Raw genomic sequence first — 20,753 nt, 5'->3', positions numbered from 1 at the left:
GGGCTCAGATCCCGCCGATATTGCCGTTCAGCGGCTCGATGTCGACGCGTACCGGGGTGCCCCACACCCGGAGCACCTCGTAGTCGGTGAACTCGTGCACCAGCCGGTACGCCATCGCGGGCCGCGCCCCGCGCCGCTGGGCGGCGAGATACGCCTCGGCCTCCCGGCGGTCGCGCCGGGGGGTGCCGCACAGCTGCCACTCCTGGCCGTTCCACAGCTCCGGCAGCCAGCGCTGCTGGGGCTGCGGGCGGTCGGCCCGGACGCCGTACCGCGAGGGCGCGGTGGCCACCGGCTCGGCCGGGTTCGCCCGGCCCCCGTACTCCGAGCGGCGGGCGGCCCGGCGCCGGGTCTCGCACAGCAGACACAGGTCGGGGGCGCTCTCGTCCACCGGTCCGTGCGGATGCTCGGCGCACCGGGTGGCCGGCGCGTTCGTCCCGACGCTCTCCTCCAGCAGGTCCAGCGCCCTGCGCAGATCCGTCCTGATCTCCTGGAGCCGCCCGTCCGGAGTGTCGGCGGCCAACGCCTCCCCGTGCTCCCCGAGCAGCCGGAGCGCTCGGCCGAGGGCGGTCAGCTGGGCGTGATTCATGGTGGTGGATTCCGGTCGGTAGGCGAATTTCTGGCGCGTTCCCCGCCCCCAGTGTCCAGGATGCCGCCGGGGAACCGGCGCGGCTTCACCGGTGCTCCCCAAGGGGAGGGTGTGGTGGGGTGGGGCCATGGCGACTTCGACGGAGCGGTTGATCGAGGGGCTGCGGCGGTTCAACGACGCCCACCCCTGGGATCACAACGCCCACTATCACCCCTGGCTGTTACGGCAGTTGCCCCGGCGCTTCGGCCGGGCGCTGGACGTGGGGTGCGGTGCCGGGGAGCTCGCGCGGCTGCTGGCCGGGCGGGCGGAGCGGGTGGCGGCGGTCGACGCCGACCCGGGGATCCTGGAGCGGGCACGGGAGCACGGCGGGGCCGTCGCGAACGTCCGGTACACCCTGGCCGCCGCCCCCGACGGGCTGCCGCCCGGCCCCTACGACGTCATCACCTGTGTCGCCGTACTGCACCACCTCCCCTTCGCCGAGACCCTCGCCCGGTTCCGGGCGGAGCTGGCGCCCGGCGGGACGCTGGTCGTCGTGGGGTGCGCCCGGGACGAGGACGTGCGCGGGATGCTCTCCGTGCCGCTCAACGCGCTGTTCGGCTGGGTGAAGAACCGGGGGCGGGCCGCGACGGAACGGCCCGTGGGCATGACCGCGCCGGTCAAGGGGCCGGAGATGGACTTCTCAGAGATTGCCGGACAGGCCCGTCGGCTGCTGCCCGGGGTCCGGCTGCGGCGGGGGTTCTTCTGGCGGTACACCCTGGTGTGGCGCGCTCCTGGAGAGGGTGAGCCAGGTGGCCAGGAAGCCGACCGTGTAGCCGGTGAGGAGGCCGCCCGCGTAGATCGCCGCGGTGGCCGCGAGGCTCCGGTTGCCGGACAGCAGGGGGAAGAGGGCCCAGCCGGAGGGGCCGATCGCCGTCGCGCCGACCTTCGTGCCGAGCATCGCGAAGGCGCCGATGAACGCGCCGCCCGCCGCGCCGCCCGCGCAGGCGGTCAGGAAGGGGCGGCCGAGGGGGAGGGAGACGCCGTAGATCAGCGGCTCGCCGACGCCGAGCAGTCCGGCGGGCAGGGCCGAGCGGATCGTCGTCCGCAGTGAGCGGTCGTGGCGCAGCCGGACGTACACCGCGAGGGCCGCGCCCACCTGGCCCGCGCCCGCCATGGACAGCAGGGGGAGCAGGACGGTGTAGCCCTGCTGCTGGATGAGGGTGGCGTGGATGGGGATCAGGGCCTGGTGCAGGCCCAGCATGACCAGCGGGAGGAAGAGGCCGCCCAGCAGCAGGCCGGCCAGCGCGCCCGTCGTGGTCAGGAGCCAGTTCGCGGCGGCGCCGATCGCGGTGGCGACCGTACCGGCCGTGTACATCAGGCCGTAGAGGGTGAGCAGGCCGGGGACGAGGACGGTCACCGTCGGGGTGAGCAGGACGTCCAGGGTGTCGGGGACGCGGCCCCGGCAGAAGCGTTCCACCCGGGTGGCGAGGAAGGCCGCCGCGAGCGCGCCGAGGACGCCGCCCTGGCCGGGGGCGAGCTGCGTCCCGAACGCCGTCACCTTGGCCACGCCCGGGTACACGACCACCGCCGCCACGGCCGCGCCCAGGATGGGGGTGCCGCCGAACTCCTGGGCGGTGTTGTAGCCGACGAACACCGCGAGCAGCGCCATGAAGGCCGACGCCACCGCGGTCAGCGCGGGGGTGAGAGCGGGCAGCCAACCGGCGTTCTGGAGCACGCCGTTGAGACCCGCGAGGATGCCGCAGCCGATCAGGGCGGGGATGAGCGGCACGAAGACGTTCGCGACGCGGCGCAGGGCGGTCTTGAGGGGGGTGGAGTTACGGCGGCGCAGATCCTCCTTCAGGGCCGCTCCGGCCGGGGACTGCTCCCGCATCCGCGCCCGCACCTGGTCCGTCACCGTCTCCACCACGCCCGGCCCCAGCACGATCTGCCACGCGGCCCCGTCCGCCACCACGCCCAGCACCCCCGGAACCGCCCGCAGCCCGGTGCCGTCCGCCGCGTCCGGGTCCGCGAGGGTGAGCCGCAGCCGGGTCATGCAGTGGGTCACGGAGGTGACGTTGGCGGGGCCGCCGAGGTGGGTCAGGACGGCGGTCGCGGTGGAGGCGGGGTCCGTGTGCACCCCTTGAGCGTGCGGTCAGCCGCTCGCGCGGGCCAGCGCTGCGCGCAGATGGCCCCCGGAGTCCTCCAGAAGGCGGGTGGCCGCCGGGCCGTCGACATCGGCCAGCAGGACGAGGATCGCGGTCTTCACCTCACCGCCGGACTCGGTCAGCGCCCGCTCGATCTCCGGGTCCCCCGCGCCCGTGGCCAGCGCGACGATCCGGCGTGAGCGCGCCCGCAGCTTGGCGTTGGAGGCGCGCACGTCGACCATCAGGTTCCCGTACGTCTTGCCGAGCCGGATCATCGTGATGGTCGACAGCATGTTGAGGACGAGCTTCTGGGCGGTGCCCGCCTTGAGCCGGGTGGAGCCGGTGATCAGCTCCGGTCCGACGACGATCTCGATGCCGTGCTCGGCGGCGGCCGCCAGCGCGCTGTGCTCGTTGCAGGCGAGCCCGATGGTCAGGGCGCCCTGGGCGCGGGCGTGCTCGACCGCGCCGACGGCGTACGGGGTACGGCCCGAGGCGGAGACCCCGACCACGCTGTCCTCGGCGGTGAGCTTGAGCGCGTCGAGGTCGGCGCGGGCCAGCTCGTCCGAGTCCTCGGCGCCCTCCACGGAGGTGACCATCGCCTCCGGGCCGCCCGCGATCAGGCCGACGACCTGGGCGGGATCGGTGTTGAAGGTGGGCGGGCACTCGGAGGCGTCCAGGACGCCGAGGCGTCCCGCGGTCCCCGCCCCGGCGTAGATGAGCCGGCCGCCCCGGGTCATCCGCGCGGCCACCGCGTCGATGGCGGCGGAGATACGGGGGAGCTGGCCGGCGACGGCGGCGGGCACGCCCGCGTCCTCGGCGTTCATCAGACGGGCGATGTCGAGGGTGGGCAGGCGGTCGATGTCGGCGAGTTCGGGTCGGAAGGCCTCGGTGGTCAGCGAGGCCAGCTGGCTGCGCAGGTCATGGGCGGTCATGGGAGCGGCTCTCTCGGTCTCGAATGCCGGTTGGTGTTCCCCCGGTGCCGGTGCTCACCTGGTGTCGGCGCAGGTGCTCACCTGGTGTTGCTGCGATGCCGGTGCGCCAGCGCCTCGTACGACGCGGCGAGCGAGGGTGCCGCCGTCTCGTACGTGCGCTGGGCCACTCCCACGAACAGGCAGTCCACCACGAGCAGTTGGCTGGTCCGCGAGGACATCGCGGCCGGGCGCAGCTCGGTCTCCCGTGAGGTGGACGTGGTCAGTACGTGGTCGGCGTACTGGGTGACCGGTGAGTCGGGGCGGCCGGTGATGGCCACGGTGGTCGCCCCGCGCTCGAAGGCGGCCCGCAGCGGCTCGATGACGTCCCCCGTCGAGCCGGAGTGGGTGATCGCGATCGCCACGTCGCCCGAGCGGAGCTGGACGGCGTTGGTCACGGCGAGATGCGGATCGCTGTGCGCGTGCGCTATGAGCCCTATGCGCAGCAGCTTCTGGGTGAGGTCCTGGGCGACGAGCCCGGAGGCCCCTATGCCGTACACATCGGTGCGGCGGGCCCCGGCGAGCGCGGTGACGGCCGCGCCGAGCTGGCCGGTGTCGAGCCCGGCGGCGGTGTCGGCGAGGGTCTGCTGCTCCTCGTACGCCAGTTTGGTGACGACGTCGGCGATCGGGTCGTCCACGGCGATGTCGGTGGTGATGGCGGGCGCCCGCCCGGACTGCTGCTGGGCGGCCAGACCCGCGAGGGCGAGCCGCAGATCCCGGTAGCCGGGGTAGCCGAGCAGCCGCGCGGTGCGGACGACGGTGGCCTCGCTGGTGCCGGTCAGCTCGGCGAGGCCGGTGACCGTGAGGGCGGCGCAGCCGGCCGGGTCGCCCGCGACGGCCTCGGCGACGCGCTGCATGGACCGGGTCATCGACGGCGCGAGGGTGCGCACCTTGGCGGCGAGCGAGCCCACCGGACTGCCGAAACTTTCCTTCACGTCCTGGGTCACCTCTGAAAGATATTTTCGGTTCGGTGTCCGGGTCAAGAGTGCGCACAATGGGTTGCATGGAGCCCATCAGTCCCCTTGAACAGGCCTTGCACGCGGCCCGTGCCCTGGTCCTCGCCGATCTCGTGGCCGGCCGGGTCGCGGAGGCGGACGTGGTCTCGCTGGTCGAGGACTCCGTGGTGCAGCGGCGCTGGTGGGTCGAGCAGTGGCCGGACGGCGTGCACTTCGTGGCCGGTCTGGTCGCCCAGGACGTGCAGGACGCGCTGCTGGAGCGGTACGGCCGCTGGCCGCTGTGCCCGGTCTGCGTCTCGGGCGACCCGCACGCGCTGGACGTGGAGCCGGAGCTGGGCCCCGACCCGCACTGGGTGTGCCATCAGGCGGGCGTCAGGGTCGCGGCCGTCGGCCTGCTGGGCTCGGCCATCGGTGGGACCCCGTCCTCGTGAGGCGCCCGTGACGGTGTACATCGACCCGCCCACCTGGCCGGGCCACGGGCGCCTGTGGTCGCACCTGGTCAGCGATGTGTCGTACGGCGAACTCCGGCTGTTCGCCGATGGGTTGGGGGTGCCCCGGCGGGCCTTCGAGCGCGATCACTACGACCTTCCCGCGCATCGGTACGCCGACGCGGTGGCGGCCGGTGCGGTCGAGGTCGGCAGTCGGGAACTGGTGCGGCTGCTGCGCCAGTCGGGGCTGCGGCGGCCCAAGGGGCTGGTGCGGCGGGGGCTTTCGTAGCCGGCCCCGCGCCTTCACCGGGTGGCGGTCACGCGTGCAGCTCGTAGGCCAGGAGCCGGTCGTCGATCGCGCCCACCGGTGCGAATCCGGCGCGGGTGAGGACCCTCTGGGAGGCGGTGTTGGTCTTCTGCGCCCGTGCGTACAGCGTCCGTACGTCGTCGCGGGCCAGCGCCCACCGGGACAGCGCGCGCAGCGCCTCTGTGGCGTACCCCCGGCCGCGGACGTCCGCGACCACGTTGTAGCCGATCTCCACCCGTCCGTCCTCGTCCGGGGCGCCGTGGAAGCCGAGGGCGCCGACCGCGCGGCCGTCCTCGGTGCGCACCAGGGTGAAAGAGGTGAACTCGGGCCGGTGGACGCCCGCTTCGTACGCCTTCAGCAGCATCCTGGCGGCGTCCCGGGTGCCCTCCTCGGGGCCGTCGCCGATCCAGTCGAAGCCGCCGTCGCCGCCGAGGGCGAGATCGCGGGCGGCGGCCGGGCGGACGCCGGTGAGGGTGAGGCGCTCGGACCGCAGGACGAGGTTGTTGTACCAGCGCCACTCGGTGACCGGCGCCCGGCCGGGCAGCTCACCGCGGCCGGTCGCCCACAGCAGGGTCGGCCAGGGCTCCGGGCCGGGCTGGATGTGCGGGAAGATCGTGGCCAGGACGGAGTCGGCGAGTTCGGCGGACGGCGCGTAGGGCAGGCCGAGGCCCTCGGCCATGTCATGGGTGTGCAGCAGGACTTCGGCGATGCCCATCGCGGCGAAGCCCTCGCGGTCGGCGTCGCGGAACGGGTAGGGGTGGAAGGCGCGGACGCCCGGCGGCGCGGTGGCCACGGCGGCGGCGAGCAGCGCGCCGGTGGCCTCCAGGACCTGGAGCAGCCCCGCGTGGTCGGTGCCCTCGTCCAGCTTCAGCTCGAAGGGTATGTAGGCGTCCCGGGCGCGCCCGGCCAGATTGGCGGCGTACGCCACGAGGTCGTCCGCGACATGCACGGCGGTGGTGTGGCAGTCCCACTCCACCCGCCCGGCGCGGACGCTCCGCATGTCCCGGTCGGCCGCCGCGCGCAGGACGGCCAGGCAGCCGGCCACGGCCTCGGTCACATGTTCCCCGTTCATCGCTCGCATGGGCGCACCCTAGGCGGGGCACGGCATCACGGCGACAGCATTTCCGCCTCGGCGGCGAGGTTGTAGCGGGCGGTGGCCTCCCAGTGCTCCCGGCCGTACGGCGTGTGAAACAGCCGCGGCAGCGCGAGGAGTTGGCGCAGTACGTCGGAACGCCCCTGCCGGAAGGCGTCGTTGGGCACGAAGTGGTACTCCTCGCGGACCTCGGCGGCGTAGGCGGCGTACGCCGAAGGAGGCGCGGCCAGGATCGCCAGATCGGCGTCGCACAGCACCTGGCCGTCGCGGTCGTCCTCGGCCGGATCGTGCGTGACGGTCAGCCGGACGAGCCGGGCCACCTCCGCGACCTTCGCCCGCGCCATCCCGGCCTCGGACAGCGCGCGCTCGGCCAGCCGCGCCGAACGCTCCTCGTTCTCGGAACGCTCCGGCAGATAGACGGCGTCGTGGAACCAGGCGGCCAGACGTACGACCTCGGGGTCGGCCGCGTGCGTCTCCAGCACGTCGATGCGGTCCAGGACCGCGGTGAGGTGGGTCAGCGTGTGGTAGCGGCGCTGGGGTTCCTGCCAGCGGGCGAGGAGATTCTCCACGTAGGGCACGGGATCCGGACCGCCCTCGGGGGCACGGGCGGCGTCCAGGGCACGGACGAAACGGAGGCGGAGGGCGTCGAGGTCGGCCATGGGGTCATTCTCTTACGGCCGCGAGGGCCGTCCGCCTGGATGTGCGAGCCGCGCCACGGCCCGTCGCGGCCGTGGCGTACTGGCGCGCCCGGCCGCGTACTCTTAAATTGGACTAGACCTCTACTGGATCTTTGGTCGCGACGAATGGGGTGCCATGAGCAAGCGTGCAGTCCTGGAGGTGATCGCCCTCGACATCGAGGACGCGGTCGCCGCCCAGGCCGGAGGCGCGGATCGCCTGGAGCTGGTCACCGAGATGGCCGCCGACGGGCTCACCCCGTCCGCCGCCACCGTCGCCGGCATCCGTGCCGCCGTCGACATCGACCTGCGCGTGATGCTCCGCCTGGCGGACGGGTTCGCGGCCGGTGACATGGCCCGGCTGCTGGGGGTGGTGGAGGAGATGCGGGCGGCCGGCGCCGACCAGTTCGTGCTGGGGTTCCTCGATGCGGACGGGGGAGTGGACCTGGCCGCCGTGGAGCGGGTGGCCGCCGCCCTCGAGGGCTGCCGGTGGACCTTCCACCGCGCGATCGACCGCGCCGCCGACCGCGACGCCCTGCGCAAACAGCTCGCCGACCTGCCCGGCCTCGACACCTACCTCACCGCGGGCGCCGCCACCGGCGTCGACGAGGGGCTGCCGACCCTGCTGGCCGAGTACGGCCGCCGCGGTGAGCCGGGCTACGGCCAGACCGTCCTGGTCGGCGGCGGCCTGCGCCTCGACCATGTCCCGCCGCTGCTCGCCGCGGGCCTCGACGCCTTCCACATCGGCGGCGCGGCCCGCCCGCAGGGCTGGCACGGACCGGTCTCGGAAGGCGCCGTCAAGGAGTGGCGGCGCGTGCTGGACGGCGCCACCGACCTGGGCTGACCAGGGACTTTCCGAAGGGGCGGGCCGGCCGTGGCCGACGCCGTCCCGGTGCGCCCTCAGGCCGGCTGCCCCTGTCCGCGCTCGGCCGCCAGACGGGTGAAGGTCTTCGCCAGCGGGGGCTTCTGGATCTGGCGGATCAGCCACGCGACGGTGTGGATGCCGAGTCCGGTACGGGGCGCCGCCTGCCGCACCCGCCCCGGGAACAGCCGCTGCGCTTCCCGGACGCGCGGACGCATCGCCGTCTCGTACGCGGTGAGCGCGTCCGAGAGGCGGTGCGGCAGCCGCAGGGCGTCGGCCGCCTCGACGACGTCGGCCAGCGCCGCCGCGCCGCGCAGCGCCAGGGCGGTGCCGAGACCGCTGAGGGGGCTCGCGCACCAGGCGCTGTCGCCGAGCAGCACCACCCGGCCGTCGGACCACTTCGGCACCTGGATCTGGTCGAAGGTGTCGAGGGCGAAGTCGGGCGCCTGCCGCGCGGCGGCGAGGAACTCCCGGGTGCGCCAGCCCACGTCCGCGAACACCTGGTCGAGCAGGGCGAACTGGGCCTCCCGGTCGCGCCGCGGCGGCAGCGCCGTCGCCGCGAAGGTGAGCCCGATCTCCTGCTGGCCCGGATGCCCCGGACGCGCCTCCACCGAGCGGCTGCCCGGCGCGTTGTGGGTGACGAACCAGCCGTCGACCGGGGGCGTCGCCGGGGTCTCGTCCATGGTGAACCAGGCGTGCGCGAGACCCAGTTGGCGGCGGAACACCTCCTCAGGCCCGAAGCGCAGCCGACGCACCCGGGAGTGCGCCCCGTCCGCGCCGATCACCAGGTCGAACTCGGCGGGCGGCGCGTGGCGGAACCGTACCGACACCCCGTTCGGAGCGTCCTCCAGCGCCTCCACGGTCTCCCCGAAGAGATGCGTGACCCGCGCGCCGGCCGCGTCGTGCAGGACGCGGGCGAGGTCCGAGCGGAGCAGCTCCTCCTTGGAGACGTAGCCGTTGCCGCCGAACGCCTCGACGGGCATCTCCGCGAGCCGCCGTCCGTCGCCGTCCACCCAGGCCGCGCCGCGCTGGTCCACCAGCTGGGCGAGGACCTCGTCGAGCAGTCCGAGGCGGGCGAGCACCGCACGGCAGTCGCCGCGCAGATCGACGGACTGACCGCCGCCGCGCAGCTCCGGCGCGATCTCCGCGACGGTGACCTCCCAGCCGGCCCGTCCCAGCATGAGCGCGACGGTGTCGCCCGCGATCCCCGCACCCACCACAAGTACCCGAGGCATGAGCCCTACCTTCCTAACGCGAATGTCTTGCGTTTGAGCGTACGCCACAGAGGCCCCCTAATGCGAGTCACTCGCGTTAGGGGGCGATATCCGGCCACTAACGCGAGCGAGTCGCGGTAGTATCGGGGCATGACGCAAGCAGCAGGGACGATCCGTCCGGGAGGCAGATCCGCCAAGACGCGGGACGCGGTGCACGCGGCGGTCCGGGCGCTGCTCGACACCTCCCCGGACGGCACGGTCACGGTGGCGGAGGTGGCCGAGCGCTCCGGGGTGCACCCCGCGACCATCTACCGGCGCTGGCGCACCCCCGAGGGGCTCGTCCTCGACACCCTCTTCGAGGAGCTGAGCCGCCGCTCGCCGCTCCCCGTCACCGGGGACCTGCGGGCCGACGCGCTGGTCTACACCCGGCGGCTGCTGGCGGACCTGCGCGAGGACAGGAACCTGGTGCTGGCCAGGGCCCTCGCCGCCGCGACGCGCTCGGGGGTGCTCGACGCCGACGGGCTGAACCAGTTCATCGAACCCCGCACCCGCCAGATCGAGGCGGTGCTCACCGCCGCCGGCACCAGCGAGCTGGACGTCCAGGACGTGCTGGAACTGATCCTCGCCCCCGCCTACACCCACGCCCTGCTGGCGAACCCGCTGCGCACCGACACCGACGCGGAACGCCTGGTCGACAACCTCCTCGCCGTCCTCGCCCGGCGCAGGGCGCGCGCCGGGGCGGCGGGGGACGGCACCGGAGCCCCGGAGGGCGACGCCTGAGCCGTCGTACGACACCGGCCGCCCGAGCCGCCGTAGCGCGGGGGCGACGCGAACCGCCCCGCCCCCCGGCCGATTTCTCGGTGCGGGGGAGCGGGGCGGTCGGGTGCGGGTGCCGGGTGGTCGGCCGGGTGGCCGCTAGTCGACGTCCACCGGGCCGTCGTCCGACTTCTTCTCGCGGCGGGCGCTGAGCTGGAGCAGGCCGTTGTCGCGGGGCTGCTGCTCGTCGCGGTTGCCCTCGGAGTCCTGGCCGCCGAGGTTCTGGCGGACCGAGTCCAGGATGGTCAGGCCCTGGGAGACCAGTCCGGCCGCGATCTCGCCGAGGCCGTCCGCGCCGTTCAGGACGTTGACGTTGGCGCCCGCGAGACCGCCGGCCGCCTCCTTCACGATCTGCGGCAGCTGGTCGATCAGCATCCGGTCCAGCGCGACCCGGTCGTACGACGCCGCCGCCTCCGCCTGGATCTTCATCCGCTGGGCCTCGGCCGCCGCGAGGATCCTGACCCGCTCGGCCTCCGCCTCCGCGGGCTTGACGACCTCGGACACCAGCTGCTTCTGCCGCAGCAGGGCCTGGCGCTGGGCCAACTCGGTCTGCGCGTCCAGCACTTCCTGCTGCGCGTGCGCCTGCGCCAGCGGACCGGCCTGCGCCGCCTGGGCCTGCGCCCGGTCCACCTCGGCCGAGTACTCGGCCTTGACGACGGCGGTCTGCCGGGCGTACTCCGCCTGGCGGCGCGCCGCCTCCTGCTCCGCCTCCACCGCGGCCTGCGTGGCCTGCGCCTGGGCGATCTGCGCCTGACGCTGGATGGCCGCCTTGTGCGGGGCGGACATCGCGTCGATGTAACCGGTGTCCCCGTCGTCGATCGACTGGATCTGGAGCGAGTCCACGATCAGACCGATCTTGGCCATCTCCATCTTGGAGGTGTCCAGCACCTCGGCGGCCAGCTTCTGCCGCTCGGTGACGATCTCCTCGACCGTCATCGAGCCGATGATGGCGCGCAGATGACCGGCGAAGATCCGGCCGGTCAGCACCGACATCTGGTCCTGGTCGGACAGGAAGCGCTGACCGGCGTTGATGATGCTCTCGGCGTCATTGCCGACCTTGAAGGCGATGACGGCGCGCACATGCAGGGCGATGCCCTGCTTGGTCACACAGGTCTCGGTGACCTCCGACTCGCACATCGCGAGCGAGAGGAAGCGGGTCTTGCGGAAGAACGGGACCACGAACTTGCCGTGGCCCGTCACCACTCGGAACGGCGCGCCCCCCAGTCCCCGTCGTCCGCCCGAGATCAACATCGCCTCGTCCGGCGCGGGTACGCGGTATCCGAACATCTTCTTGTACTCCTCAGCAGGCGTCGACGGCGTCGCCGCCGAGCGCGTCCAATGGATCAGCCCACTCGATGACGCCGACCTCGCGGCATCCCCGTGATTCGATCACGAGGACCGTCGCTCCCGGCGGCAGGGGATCCTCCGACCAGGCGAGAAACGTCTCGGAGCCACCCCGGACCCGGACCAGTACCTCCCCGGGTCCCGCGGATCCACGTGTTCCGATGAGGACCTTCCCCGTGCAGCCGATCACGGCCTCGTCCTGCGTCATCACCGGCCGTCCTCCTCGCGCTGGCCTCAGGATTCCGACGATAGCCCCCCGCGGCCCGTGCACCAACGGGCAGGAGGTCACAGCACGTGCACGGACCCGGCCAGCTGCTCCGGCAGGGGCGCCGCATGGGTCACCACGAGGCCGGAGACCGCACGGGTCAGGGCCACGTACAGCCGCCGCAGGCCGGTCCGCTCGTCCGGTTCGCCGTCGACCACCGCCCGCGGCTCGTCCAGCACCACGTAGTCGTACTCCAGGCCCTTGGCGAGCGAGGCCGGGACCAGGGTCAGCCGCCTCTCGCGGGTCGTCTCCTCGCCCGGCGCGAGGTAGCCGATCCCGGCCGCGGTCAGCGCCTCGGCCAGCGCGGGGATCCGGGCGTCGGCGGCGATCAGACCGGTCGAGCCCTCGTTGGCCAGCAACTCCGCGCAGGCGGCGACGACATGGTCCGCGCCCTCGATCGCGCGGACCTCGAAGAAGCCCGGGTTCTCCCGGACGGAGGCGACCGGGGTCAGGCCCGGCGCGATGTGCGGGAGCAGCCGGGAGGCGTACGTGATGACGTCGGTCGGCACCCGGAAACCGGCCGTCAACTCCTCGATCACGCCCTCCTGTTTGCCCAGGTGGCCCAGCGCCTCGTCCCAACTCCGCGTCGCCCAGGGCGTGGTGCCCTGCGCCAGATCGCCGAGGACGGTCGCGCTGCCCGTGGTGCAGCGGCGGCCCACCGCCCGGTACTGCATGGGGGAGAGGTCCTGCGCCTCGTCCAGGACCACATGGCCGAGCGAGTGCGTGCGCTGGATCAGATCGGTGGCCTCGTCGATCAACACCGCGTCCGCCGCCGACCACTTGGCCGACTTCACGCTGCGGACCGGCTTGGCCCACCGGATCGTCTTCTGCTCGTCCTCGTCGAGCAGCCCGGCCGCGTGCTCGGCGAGGAACTCCGGCTCGGTGAGCAGCCGCAGCACCAGCTTCGCCGGGTCGACGGCGGGCCAGACCGCCTTCACGGCCGCCTTCACCGCGCTGTTGCGCGCCACCGCGTCCTGCACCCGGTCGTCCGGCGCCTCCCCGGCCCGCTCCATCTGCACCAGCACCGCGTGCGCGATCCGCTGCGGCAGGGCCTCGCGGGCGGCGCCGTACCGGATCTCCCGGTCCAGCAACTGCCGTACCAGCTCCTCCAGTTCGTACGCCGGAACCCGCCAGCGCCGGGAGCCGCGCACGACCACGACCGGTTCCGTCGGCAGGGACACATGCGAGTACAGGGCCCGGCGCAGCACCTCGGCCATCCGGGCATCGCCCTTGATCACCGCGGCGGGCGCCTCGTCCGTGCCGCGCACCTCGACCTGTGCCACCAGGTCGTCCACGGTGGCCTGCTGCACGGACAGCTCGCCCAGCGCGGGCAGCACCTGCTCGATGTAGTGCAGGAAGGACTTGTTCGGGCCGATGACCAGGGTGCCGGTGCGGGCCAGCCGCTCGCGGTGCGCGTACAGCAGGTACGCCACCCGGTGCAGGCCGACGGCGGTCTTCCCGGTGCCGGGGCCGCCCTGGACGCAGACGGTGCCGCCGAGCCCGCTGCGGACGATCTCGTCCTGCTCCGGCTGGATGGTGGCGACGATGTCCCGCATCGGGCCGACGCGCGGCCGCTCGATCTCCTGCTGGAGCAGCTTGCTGGTGGTGGCCTCCTCGGCCGGGTCGGACAGCCGCTCGTCCTCGTACGCGGTCAGGTCCCCGCCGGTGTAGCCGAAGCGGCGGCGCAGCCCGATGTCCATCGGGTCCTTCTTGGACGCCCGGTAGAACGGCTGGGAGACCGGCGCGCGCCAGTCGATGACCATGGGGTCGCCGTCGGCGTCGTGCACATGCCGGCGCCCGATATAGAACTGCTCGCCCGACGCGCCCTCGGCCCGGTCCTCGCCGGGCGCGTGCAGATAGTCGAGCCGGCCGAAGAACAGCGGGGTGCCGCTGAGGTCGGCCAGCGCCTTGATGCGGTCGTCGATCTGGCGGCTGAGCACCGCCGCGTTGACCCAGTTCGCGGTGACGTCCCGGATGTCCAGCGCCTCCACGTCCTCCCGCATGGCACGCAGCGCGGCCCGCGAGTCGGCGAGGTGCGAACGCTCCCGGGAGAGCGGGTCCCCTGCGGGGTCGATGGCCTGTTCCTGGGCGGACGTGGACAAGGGGATGCCTCCGGTGGGCCTGCTGCGGGCGGTACGACGGCGCCACCCGGTTTCCGTCCGGACGGCAGCTCTCCGCGAGGGAGGCGGGCAAGAGAGGGGATTTTAGTGAGGGGGCGGGGGGAACGCCAATGGATATTCGACGGGGGGATCTTCGACGGGGGGCCTGCACACAGCGGTCCGGCCGCCCACAGCTGGGCGGCCGGACCGGTGGCGGTGGCTCTTACGGGGTCAGTGCCTGCCCTTCTTGTCCTCCGGGCCGTAGCCGTAGCCGTACTCGCCGCCCTCTTCGCGGCGGGTGTTGGTGACGGAGACCGCCACCGGGGTGGTGCCGCTCTCCTCGGTCACGGTGAAGGGGCCGAAGACCTGGTTGGCGGGTAGCGCGTAGCCGTTCGGCACGGCCGTCTCGCGCAGGTAGTAGAGGCCGAGCGGGAGATCGCCGAAGGCGCAGTGGCCCGCGGCGTCGGTGGTGCAGGCGGCGCCCGTGCGGGTGTCCGGGTTCGGGCCGGTGGTCTGGAGGCCGTCGACGCCGTTGGTCTCCCGCCAGGCCTCGAAGACGGCCCCGGCCAGCGGGGCGCCGCTCGCCGCGTCCGTCTTGGTCAGCTCGATGGCTCCGGGCACCGGCGGCACCGGCGTACGGGTGTCGCGGACGGTGGCCTCCACGCCCGCCGACGCGTTCTCGGCGCTCAGCGTGAGCGGGCCGAAGACGTCCGGATCGGGCAGGTCGTAGCCCGCGGGCGCCCCGGTCTCGCGCCAGTAGTAGGTACCGGCGTCGGTCGTGGCGGCGCACCGGCCGTCGGCGCCGGTGGTGCAGTCCGTGACATGCGTGTCCGGGTCGGTGCCGCCGGTCTGGAGCCCGGGGACGCCGTTGGTCTCCCGCCACAGCTGGAACTCGGCGCCCGCCAGGGCGGCGCCCGTCTCCTCGTCGATCTTGTGGACGCGGACCTCACCGGTCACCGGCGGGGTCGGCGCGCAGTCGGGCAGATCGCCGTTGAACGGGTACGCGTGGAACTCCTGGCCGCCGCCCCCGCTCGCGGCACTGGTGTGGGTGAGCGAACCGGTCGTGAAGAAGCGGCCGTTGATGCCGGGCAGGGTGACCGTGGTCATGGACGCCTGGTCGCCGATCAGGAAGCTGCCCTGCATCTGCCCGGTGCCGGCGAGATCGACGGTCGTGGCGTCGGGGAAGTTCCACAGCAGGCGCTCGCGGTAGGCGTTGAGCGGGTCGGTGCTGTCGTCGATGCCGCCGCTGTAGGTGCGGATGGTGCGGTTCGCGCCGTAGACGTTGACCAGGACGGTGGCCCCGGCCGGGACGCCGCGGAAGACGATGCCCTGCTGGGCGCCGTTCGGGCCCGCCAGGTCGAAGTCCACGTCGAAGACCTGGAGCGCGGAGGTGCCGTCGCCGGTGAACACCGTCTGCGAGCCCTGGTTGACCGCCGTGCCGGTGGGCGGCCGGTGCGCCCCGTCGACACGGGCGTAGCACTGGCTGGCCGCGGTCAGCTCGCCCCGCAGGGCGGTGTACGGCTGTGCCGCCGCCGGGTCGTGCACCAGCCGCCCGGTGACCTGGCCGCTCTCGGTGCCCGCGTAGCGCACGGTGCCCTGCTCGCCGATGATCCCGCCGGTGGTGTCCAGGCGCTGGCCGCTCGCGATGGTCACATCGCCGCCGGTGGTCAGGAAGTCCGAGCCGCTGGGCGGGGGCACGCGCGAGCCGACGCCGACGATGCCGAGGTTGTACTGGCCGCTGGCACCCGCCTGCTTCTGCTGGTCGAAGTCGTTCAGGACGACCACCCGGCCCTCGGCCTCGGCGGCCCGGCCGCGCACCAGGAAGTCATGGCCGACGAAGATGTTGATCGCGGCGTCCCGGCCGGCGATCGGGCCGTTGTTGATGCCCGGGAACGGGTCGGGGCAGCTGCCGGGGACACAGGGGCCGAGGCCGCCGGGGAGGGTGGCCGCGGCGGCGGGTACGGCACCGAGGCCGAGGGCGAGCGCGGGCACGGTCGTCGCCACGACGGCCCAGGAGGCACCGGTGCCGCCCACACGTGAACACAGCGCCCGCAGGCGCCGGGTGAGGATGCTCATGCCCGGCATGTTCGCCGGGGCGGGCCGCCGGTGGCGGCGATGACACATGGCCGCGGCGATCATCGCGGCAAGGTCATACGAACGGAGTCGCCCGGTACTCCGCACGGCCCCTATCCGCACGGCCCCTAGGGGACGCGGGCGGGCCGGGTGTAGGGGGCGGGCCGGGGTCGGGTCCACCCCCGGGTGCAGACGGGGGCCGCCGGAATTGGACCCGTGGACCGATACCGCGAAGGGCCTCGGAGTTCCACCATGGAGTCATGAGCGCAGCAACCCTCTCCCCCTCCACTCCCCGCCCCCCGACCGGCGCCACGGCCGTGGACGGCGCCCCGCGTCACCTCCTGGGCAGCGCCCTGCGCGCGCTGAAGGTGTTCGCGCAGGCGGCGTTCGGCGTCGTCGTCCTCGGCGAGTACGGCGAGGAAGCGGGCATACGCCGGGTGTGACGGCACCGCCCGCACCCCCGGCCCTCCCCGTCAGCCCTCCGGCTCGGACCGGCCCTCCGCCTCCGTGAGGATCTCGTCCGCGTCCATGATCCGGTAGGCGTAGCCCTGCTCGGCCAGGAAGCGCTGGCGGTGGGCGGCGAAGTCCTGGTCGATGGTGTCGCGGGCCACGACCGAGTAGAAGTGGGCCTGGTGGCCGTCGGCCTTGGGCCGCAGCACCCGGCCGAGCCGCTGGGCCTCCTCCTGGCGGGAGCCGAAGGTGCCGGACACCTGGATGGCGACCGTGGCCTCGGGCAGGTCGATCGAGAAGTTCGCGACCTTGGACACCACCAGCACATTGATCTCGCCCTCACGGAAGGCGTCGAAGAGCTTCTCGCGCTGGGCGTTGGAGGTCTCGCCCTTGATCACCGGGGCGTTCAAGTGCTCGCCCAGCTCGTCGAGTTGGTCGATGTACTGACCGATCACCAGGATCTGCTGCCCGGCGAATCTGCGGACGATCGCCTCCGTGACCTTCCGCTTGGTGTCCGTGGTGGCGCAGAAGCGGTACTTCTCCTCCGTCTCGGCCGTGGCGTACGCCAGCCGCTCGGACTCCGTCAGATTCACCCGGACCTCGACGCAGTCGGCGGGCGCGATATAGCCCTGCGCCTCGATCTCCTTCCAGGGCGCGTCGAACCGCTTGGGCCCGATCAGGGAGAACACATCCGACTCACGGCCGTCCTCGCGCACCAGCGTGGCGGTCAGCCCCAGCCGCCGCCGTGCCTGGAGATCGGCGGTGAACTTGAAGACGGGAGCCGGCAGCAGATGCACCTCGTCGTAGACGATCAGTCCCCAGTCCCGGGAGTCGAACAGCTCCAGGTGCGGATAGACGCCCTTCCGCTTGGTCGTCAGCACCTGGTAGGTGGCGATGGTGACCGGGCGGATCTCCTTGCGGGTCCCGCTGTACTCGCCGATCTCGTCCTCGGTCAGCGAGGTCCGCTTCACCAGCTCGTGCTTCCACTGCCGGGCGGAGACGGTGTTGGTCACCAGGATCAGCGTGGTCGACTTCGCCTCCGCCATGGAGGCGGCGCCCACCAGCGTCTTGCCCGCACCACAGGGCAGCACGACGACACCGCTGCCGCCGTGCCAGAAGTTCTCCACGGCCTGCTTCTGGTACGGCCGCAGGGTCCAGCCGTCCTCGCGCAGGTCGATGGGGTGCGCCTCGCCGTCCACGTAACCGGCGAGGTCCTCGGCCGGCCAGCCGAGCTTGAGCAGCGTCTGCTTGATCTGCCCGCGCTCGGAGGGGTGCACCACCACGGTGTCCGGGTCGATCCGCGCGCCGACCAGCGGGCTGATCCGCTTGGACTTCAGGACCTCCTCCAGCACCGGCCGGTCGGTGGTCGTCAGGACCAGTCCGTGCGCGGGGTGCTTGGAGAGGGTGAGGCGGCCGTAGCGGTCCATCGTCTCGGCGATGTCCACGAGCAGCGCGTGCGGCACCGGGTACCGGCTGTACTCCACCAGCGCGTCCACGACCTGCTCCGCGTCGTGCCCCGCGGCCCGCGCGTTCCACAGCCCGAGCGGCGTCACCCGGTAGGTGTGGATGTGCTCGGGCGCCCGCTCCAGCTCGGCGAACGGCGCGATGGCCCGCCGGCAGTCGTCGGCCCGCTCGTGGTCGACCTCCAGGAGGAGGGTCTTGTCGGACTGGACGATCAGTGGACCGTTCACGCGCGGCACACCCTTTCCACTACGGCCTTCACCGGGACCAAACGTCCAGTGTGCCCCATCCGGGGACACTCGCGGAGGGTCGCGGGCGACCGTGACCGTGCCCGCTCACTCCTCGGCGAGTTCGGCGACTCCGGTGACGCGGTGCAGCGGGTAGGTGCGGACCTCGTCCGCCGTGTGGTCGTAGGCCGTCACGAAGCCGCCCTCCACGCGGATCGGGGCGATGACGCGCTGGCTGGCGGCGCCCTCGGCGTTGACGTAGCCGATCCACAGGGAGTCACCGGTGAGCACGGCCGCCTGCACGGTGGCCAGGGTCTCGGCGGCCGAGGTGCGGGGCAGCTCACCGGCCGCGGGGTCGGTGCCGGTGGGCTTGCGGGGGGCCGTGGCGGCCAGGTCACCGGCCCGGATCGCGCGGATCGCGGCGGACAGGAGGGTGCCGTCGGGCGGCGGCGGGCCGTCGGGCACCGGTTCGGGCGCGGTGCGGGGCGGGGTGCGGTGGGCGTGCGCGCGGGTGATCAGCACATCGCCCTCGGCGGACTCGGCGGCGGGCGCGAAGCCCATCGCGCGCAGGCCCTCCAGCAGGGCGGCCGGGTCGGACGGAGCGGCCAGCACGGTCGGGGCGAGGCGGCGCAGGCGCAGGGCGGCGGCGCGCTTGTCGGCGAGGATCTCGGTCAGCAGGGCGTCGTCGTCGCAGCGGACGTACGCCGAGGCGGCGCCGATCCGCAGATGGCCGTGCTTACGGGCCACGTCGTCGATCAGATAGGCGAGCGGCTGCGGGACCGGGGTGCGCGAGTGCCGGGTGAGGAAGTCGTGCAGATCGGCGGCGGTCCGCCCGGCGTCCAGGGCCCGGCGCACCGACTCCGGAGTGAACCGGTACACCGTCGCGCCGCCCTTCGACTCCACGTCCGCGAGCACCCCGAGCGTCTCCGCGAGCGGGCGCTCCAGCGGCCCCGGCGCGACCGCCGTCAGATCGGCCTGGAGGAGGACGTGATCGAGGGGTTCGGGCAGCAGCGGGGCGAGGAGCCGGGCGGCGGTGGCGGTGGCGGCGGCCCGCTCGGCGGGGGAGAGAGGGGCGGGGGCGAGGGCGGCCGGGGCTGTTGCCGGGGCGGATGCGCGGTGGTGACGGACGGGGAGCTTGTCCCCGGGGCCACCGGGCTCACCGGCACCGGCCGGGCCACCCGAAGCCCCCGGCCCCGGCATCCCCAGCAGCGCCCTGCCCTGCGTGGACAGCGCGCCGCGTCCCGTCACGCCCAGGAGTTCCGCCTCCGCGAGGGTCCAGCGGGCGAGGCGGGTGCGGAGGTCCTCGGCGGGGGTGTCCCGGGCGGGGCGGGGGGTGCCCGCGGCGCCCCGCAGGGGGCGTTCCCAGTGGAGGCGGGTCAGGACCGACTCCGGGGCGGGGGCGGCGCCCGCCGGGAGACCGGCCAGCAGGGTCAGGACCCGGTGCCGTACCTCGGGCGCGGCCGAGCGGTCCAGGCCGGGGCCGAGCGCGGAGAGGGTGCGGTCCTTCGCGTCCCGCCCGCCGACCAGGCCCGGTGCCCGGGTCGCCGTCAGCCAGGCCCCGGCGAGCAGCGCCCAGCGCTCGGCCGGGGGGCGCTCTTGCCACTCGTCGTAGAAGGGGGTGGCGGCGTACCGCTCGTCGGCCTCGCCGTCGGAAGCCAACAGGCCCGCCGCATAGGCCAGTTCGACCCAGAACGCGGCGACCGGCTCGGGCGCGTCCAGGGCGACGGCGGTCCGCTTGAGATCGCGCACGCTGAGCCCGCCGGCCCGCAGCACCGCGGGCCCGCCCTCGTCCCAGTCCTTCAGCAGCTCCTCGACGGTGGCGAGCGCGGTGTGCGCCTGGCCGGCCGCCGCCGCGTCCACACCCTGTGGACGGTGGGTCGCGGCCGGCTCCACCGCGGGCGGCAGCGGCTCGGGCTCCCGGTGGGCGCGGCCCGCGCGCAGATGCAGGGCCACCTCGCGGGGCAGTACGACGGTGCCGGGAGCCGTCGGCAGCAGCAGGCCCCGGTCCAGCAGCCAGCGCAGATGGGCGGCCGGTTCCGGGGTGACCTGCCCGTACGGCGGCCCCCACACCAGCCGGGACAGCACCTCAAGGGAGCCCTCCGGCGCCCCGGAGAGCAGCTTGGCCATCTTCTTGCGGTGGGTGAACAGCGCGGTCAGCGCGGTCAGCGCCGACACCGAGTCATGGGTCGAGGCCAGCCCGGCCGTGGTCACGATCTCCTGGATCCGCCCCGGGGACATGCCCGAGGCGGCCTCGTGCACGGTGGGTCCGAGCCCGGTCGGCGAGGGGCGCCCCGGGGAGGGCGCGAGCAGCTCGCGGGCGGTGCGCACCAGACGCAGCCGCTCGTCGTCGCCCCACACCAGGGCCTGTTCGCGCAGGGTGGCGAGGGCGCGGGGGAGCGCGGCGGCCACCGTGTCGTCACCGGCGTCCCCGGCCATCAGCCCGAGCAGGGCGGTGCCGGAGGCCGGGTCCGGGGCCACGGCCAGCGCCTCGGCGGTCTGCAGCGCGAAGCGGTCCAGCCGTTCCAGGGCCCGCAGCACCGAGGCCCGGGTGCCGGCCCGGGTGGCCAGCTGGGTCAGATCGGTGGGGACGGGCGTGATGAGGTCCGGGCGGCTGCGCAACAGCGCGGCCAGGGAGGCGTCGTCCCTGGCACGGAGCGCCTCCGCGAGGGACCGAGGGGCTGGGTTGGCCTCTTGGCTCATCCGGCCAACGGTAGCGGGTTACCCCGGGCGGTTCAGCCGTGCCGGGCGGCCCCCGCTCTGCGCTACCGTCCTCACGGGGTTTCAGTCGGCGTCACCCCGGAGGGATT

At 73.8% G+C, this 20,753-nt stretch carries 18 protein-coding genes and 1 pseudogene; 6 read left to right on the top strand and 13 right to left on the bottom strand.

The features are described from left to right. Window positions 1–4: 4 nt before the first annotated feature. A complete protein-coding gene (locus ACLF5H_RS11875) occupies window positions 5–586 on the bottom strand; it encodes a hypothetical protein (RefSeq protein ID WP_421676021.1) in 582 nt (193 codons plus the stop codon). A 127-nt stretch (window positions 587–713) separates the two neighbouring features. On the opposite strand from ACLF5H_RS11875, the pseudogene ACLF5H_RS11870 reads away from it, so the two are divergent. Then, window positions 714–1,133: pseudogene (locus tag ACLF5H_RS11870) on the top strand (class I SAM-dependent methyltransferase); the annotation flags it as partial. Window positions 1,134–1,265: 132 nt separating this feature from the next. Here the strand turns inward: ACLF5H_RS11870 and ACLF5H_RS11865 are convergent. From ACLF5H_RS11865 to ACLF5H_RS11855, 3 genes are all read right to left on the bottom strand, one after another. After that, window positions 1,266–2,702: a PTS transporter subunit EIIC gene (locus tag ACLF5H_RS11865; protein WP_421676020.1), complete on the bottom strand. Its 1,437-nt coding sequence runs from the start codon at window positions 2,700–2,702 to the stop codon at window positions 1,266–1,268. A gap of 15 nt (window positions 2,703–2,717) precedes the next feature. Then, complete coding sequence (gene murQ / locus ACLF5H_RS11860; RefSeq protein ID WP_421676019.1) at window positions 2,718–3,641, bottom strand: N-acetylmuramic acid 6-phosphate etherase; 924 nt, start codon at window positions 3,639–3,641, stop codon at window positions 2,718–2,720. Between the two features lie 77 nt (window positions 3,642–3,718). Continuing rightward, complete coding sequence (locus ACLF5H_RS11855; RefSeq protein WP_365201094.1) at window positions 3,719–4,624, bottom strand: MurR/RpiR family transcriptional regulator; 906 nt, start codon at window positions 4,622–4,624, stop codon at window positions 3,719–3,721. Window positions 4,625–4,680: 56 nt separating this feature from the next. On the opposite strand from ACLF5H_RS11855, the gene ACLF5H_RS11850 reads away from it, so the two are divergent. Together ACLF5H_RS11850 and ACLF5H_RS11845 are read left to right on the top strand one after the other, a co-directional pair. Beyond that, window positions 4,681–5,064, top strand: a complete 384-nt coding sequence (locus ACLF5H_RS11850; protein ID WP_421676018.1) for a hypothetical protein — start codon at window positions 4,681–4,683, stop codon at window positions 5,062–5,064. Window positions 5,065–5,071: 7 nt separating this feature from the next. Then, a complete protein-coding gene (locus ACLF5H_RS11845; protein ID WP_421676017.1) occupies window positions 5,072–5,350 on the top strand; it encodes a DUF4031 domain-containing protein in 279 nt (92 codons plus the stop codon). Between the two features lie 28 nt (window positions 5,351–5,378). Here the strand turns inward: ACLF5H_RS11845 and ACLF5H_RS11840 are convergent, their stop codons facing one another. After that, complete coding sequence (locus ACLF5H_RS11840) at window positions 5,379–6,449, bottom strand: GNAT family N-acetyltransferase (RefSeq protein WP_421676016.1); 1,071 nt, start codon at window positions 6,447–6,449, stop codon at window positions 5,379–5,381. 26 nt (window positions 6,450–6,475) lie between these two features. Further along, a complete protein-coding gene (locus tag ACLF5H_RS11835) occupies window positions 6,476–7,120 on the bottom strand; it encodes a hypothetical protein (protein ID WP_421676015.1) in 645 nt (214 codons plus the stop codon). 154 nt (window positions 7,121–7,274) lie between these two features. Between ACLF5H_RS11835 and ACLF5H_RS11830 the strand changes: the two genes are divergently transcribed. Further along, entirely contained in the window at window positions 7,275–7,979 is a 705-nt protein-coding gene (locus tag ACLF5H_RS11830; protein WP_421676014.1) for a copper homeostasis protein CutC, read from the top strand. Between the two features lie 56 nt (window positions 7,980–8,035). On the opposite strand, the gene ACLF5H_RS11825 is transcribed toward ACLF5H_RS11830, so the two are convergent. Beyond that, the gene (locus ACLF5H_RS11825; protein WP_421676013.1) at window positions 8,036–9,232 is read right to left on the bottom strand and encodes an FAD-dependent monooxygenase; all 1,197 of its coding nucleotides are present in this window, start codon (window positions 9,230–9,232) and stop codon (window positions 8,036–8,038) included. Window positions 9,233–9,361: 129 nt separating this feature from the next. On the opposite strand from ACLF5H_RS11825, the gene ACLF5H_RS11820 reads away from it, so the two are divergent. Next, window positions 9,362–9,991, top strand: coding sequence for a TetR/AcrR family transcriptional regulator (locus tag ACLF5H_RS11820; RefSeq protein ID WP_421676012.1), 630 nt, complete (start codon window positions 9,362–9,364; stop codon window positions 9,989–9,991). 135 nt (window positions 9,992–10,126) lie between these two features. On the opposite strand, the gene ACLF5H_RS11815 is transcribed toward ACLF5H_RS11820, so the two are convergent. The 4 genes from ACLF5H_RS11815 to ACLF5H_RS11800 all read right to left on the bottom strand — a co-directional run bounded on the left by ACLF5H_RS11815 (window position 10,127) and on the right by ACLF5H_RS11800 (window position 15,811). Next, on the bottom strand, window positions 10,127–11,314 hold the full coding sequence (locus tag ACLF5H_RS11815) for an SPFH domain-containing protein (RefSeq protein ID WP_421676011.1): 1,188 nt from the start codon (window positions 11,312–11,314) through the stop codon (window positions 10,127–10,129). A 13-nt stretch (window positions 11,315–11,327) separates the two neighbouring features. Beyond that, window positions 11,328–11,579 (bottom strand): hypothetical protein, encoded by a 252-nt coding sequence (locus ACLF5H_RS11810; protein WP_037653337.1) that lies wholly within the window; start codon window positions 11,577–11,579, stop codon window positions 11,328–11,330. 77 nt (window positions 11,580–11,656) lie between these two features. Then, window positions 11,657–13,639, bottom strand: coding sequence for a HelD family protein (locus tag ACLF5H_RS11805; protein ID WP_421676181.1), 1,983 nt, complete (start codon window positions 13,637–13,639; stop codon window positions 11,657–11,659). 327 nt (window positions 13,640–13,966) lie between these two features. Then, window positions 13,967–15,811: a choice-of-anchor A family protein gene (locus tag ACLF5H_RS11800; protein ID WP_421676010.1), complete on the bottom strand. Its 1,845-nt coding sequence runs from the start codon at window positions 15,809–15,811 to the stop codon at window positions 13,967–13,969. 257 nt (window positions 15,812–16,068) lie between these two features. Between ACLF5H_RS11800 and ACLF5H_RS11795 the strand changes: the two genes are divergently transcribed. After that, the gene (locus ACLF5H_RS11795; protein WP_421676009.1) at window positions 16,069–16,251 is read left to right on the top strand and encodes a hypothetical protein; all 183 of its coding nucleotides are present in this window, start codon (window positions 16,069–16,071) and stop codon (window positions 16,249–16,251) included. Between the two features lie 30 nt (window positions 16,252–16,281). Here the strand turns inward: ACLF5H_RS11795 and ACLF5H_RS11790 are convergent, their stop codons facing one another. Then, a complete protein-coding gene (locus tag ACLF5H_RS11790) occupies window positions 16,282–17,949 on the bottom strand; it encodes a DNA repair helicase XPB (RefSeq protein WP_421676008.1) in 1,668 nt (555 codons plus the stop codon). A gap of 105 nt (window positions 17,950–18,054) precedes the next feature. Then, complete coding sequence (locus tag ACLF5H_RS11785; RefSeq protein ID WP_421676007.1) at window positions 18,055–20,646, bottom strand: helicase-associated domain-containing protein; 2,592 nt, start codon at window positions 20,644–20,646, stop codon at window positions 18,055–18,057. Between the last annotated feature and the right edge of the window lie 107 nt (window positions 20,647–20,753).

This window comes from Streptomyces sp. LaBMicrA B280 (assembly GCF_049222185.1).
GTDB classification, from domain to species: domain Bacteria; phylum Actinomycetota; class Actinomycetes; order Streptomycetales; family Streptomycetaceae; genus Streptomyces; species Streptomyces murinus.
Note: the sequence above shows the minus strand (reverse complement) of the source record. Positions and strands in the feature narration are given on the sequence as shown.